Below are 1,777 nucleotides of genomic sequence, written 5' to 3' on the forward strand. Positions count from 1 at the left end.
AGAAAGCCGGGCAAGGACCTCACCATCAAACAGAAGTCCGTCAACCGGGCCCACTCCCGCCTCCGCTGGCCCGTCGAGAGAACCATCGCCCGCATCAAGTACCTGGCGCATCCTCCGCAAAGCCCGCCTCAGCTCCAGCAGACTCACGTCAATCGCCAGAGCCTCACCCTGGAGACTCACCGCTGAAAACGCTCAATCAGTCGTTGCAACACCGGGTTGCTGCAGCGAGCGTAGCTGTTCCTCGAAGACCTCGGCCGGTGTCCGCCAACCGAGGATCTTGCGGGGCCGGTTGTTGACTGCCAGGGCGACGGCTTCGAGGTCCTCGGCGGACCAGCGGGAGAGATCGGTGCCCTTCGGGAAATACTGACGCAGTAGCCCGTTTGTGTTCTCGTTTGTGGGTCGCTGCCAGGGCGAGTGCGGGGCGGCGAAGAACACCTTCGTCCCGGTATCGAGAGCGAACTGGGCATGACCGGAGAGCTCCTTCCCGCGGTCCCAGGTGAGAGTCTTGCGCAGCTGCTCGGGCAGCTGCGTCATCGACGCGGTGAGCGCCGTGTTCATCGCGATCGCGCCGTAGCCGCCGAGCGAGGGGCCATTCTTCACGGGCGGATTGTCACCCCAGCCCTCGAGGCGGGGCAGGTGCACCAGGAGGACGGAGCGGCTGCTGCGCTCGACAAGCGTGCCGATCGCGGAGCGGCCCGTCCCGATGATCAAATCGCCCTCCCAGTGTCCGGGGACCGCGCGGTCCGCGGCCTCCGCCGGGCGTTCGCTGAGGGTGACGTCGGCGGTGACATGCCCCTGCGGCTTGTTCTGCGACCGTGCACGGGGAGTCCGCAGCGCCCGGCCGGTGCGCAGGCATGTGACCAGTTCCCGTTTGAGCGCGCCACGGCCTTCGATGAACAGGGCCTGGTAAATCGCTTCGTGGCTGATGCGCATGCATTCATCATCGGGGAAGTCGACAGGGAGCCGGTGGGATATCTGTTCCGGGCTCCAGGCAGTCGCCCATCGTCTGTCCTGGCGATGCGGTTTGTTCAGCCCCTTCCATGTGGGCGTCTTTGGCCCGTTGACGATCACGCCGTCGGGGCGGCGGATGCTGCCGGCGAGCCGCTCCTGCACGTACTGACGCAGCCTTTCGTCGCTTGCGAGTTTCGCAATTTTTGGGCGTTTCGCGGCTTGCTGGGCTTTCCACTGCGCCACCAGGGCCCGGTAGACCGACGTGCCGCTCCGGGTTGCTGCGCTGCGGCGCAGTTCGCGTGAGACCGTGCCCGGGTCGCGTCCGATCCTGCGGGCGATTTCCCGCACGCCGTGTTCCTGGGCGCGCAGGAGCGCGATCTCCTCGCGCTCGGCGAAGGACAGGTAGCGGCCGCTGGGCTCGTCCAGGCTGATCGGTGGCATGCCGCCAGCGTGACGGAACCACCGCATTGCGACCGGACATGAAACGCCAACAGCCACCGCGGCCTCTGCCGTCGTCACTCCCGACGCGATCCTCCGCCAGAAGTGGCGCTGCACCGCACGAGATGGCTCAGGCCGACCCGGTGAACGCATCGGCGGTCGCATCGCCCGATCCGCCGCCCACTGCCGTCGCGCTCCCGCCGGCGCCTCTGGCACCTTCTCCTTCGGCTCTAGTCCCATCGCATACCTCCATGATCATGAGGTGTTGCGACGACCGGTTGAATCCGCCCTCGCTGCCGCGGTCGGAGTGCATGACGCAGCCGGCCGCGAGCGCACCCCGGCCGGCGGCCATCTTCAGGGCGTCGACGACCAGGGAAGCACGGTGGCG

Annotated in this window: 2 protein-coding genes and 1 pseudogene; 1 reads left to right on the plus strand and 2 read right to left on the minus strand. The window is 67.4% G+C overall.

Features of this window, described 5'->3' with window-relative positions; translation table 11 throughout:
• Positions 1–186, plus strand: a pseudogene (locus tag IF89_RS48785) (hypothetical protein); the annotation flags it as partial.
• 6 nt (positions 187–192) lie between these two features.
• Here IF89_RS48785 and IF89_RS0135225 read toward each other — a convergent pair.
• Positions 193–1,554: an IS30 family transposase gene (locus IF89_RS0135225; RefSeq protein WP_420707019.1), complete on the minus strand. Its 1,362-nt coding sequence runs from the start codon at positions 1,552–1,554 to the stop codon at positions 193–195.
• The coding region (locus IF89_RS48790; protein ID WP_234328031.1) for a hypothetical protein at positions 1,520–1,777 on the minus strand (258 nt) is incomplete at its 5' end. The genes IF89_RS0135225 and IF89_RS48790, both read right to left, overlap by 35 nt.

It is taken from the genome of Streptomyces sp. NRRL F-2664, assembly GCF_000719345.1.
In the GTDB taxonomy this organism is placed as follows: domain Bacteria; phylum Actinomycetota; class Actinomycetes; order Streptomycetales; family Streptomycetaceae; genus Streptomyces.

Bases quoted from the DNA above. Each gene is read 5' to 3' on its own strand.
- IF89_RS0135225 (WP_420707019.1), bottom strand. From the start codon at position 1,554: ATGCGACCGCCGATGCGTTCACCGGGTCGGCCTGAGCCATCTCGTGCG.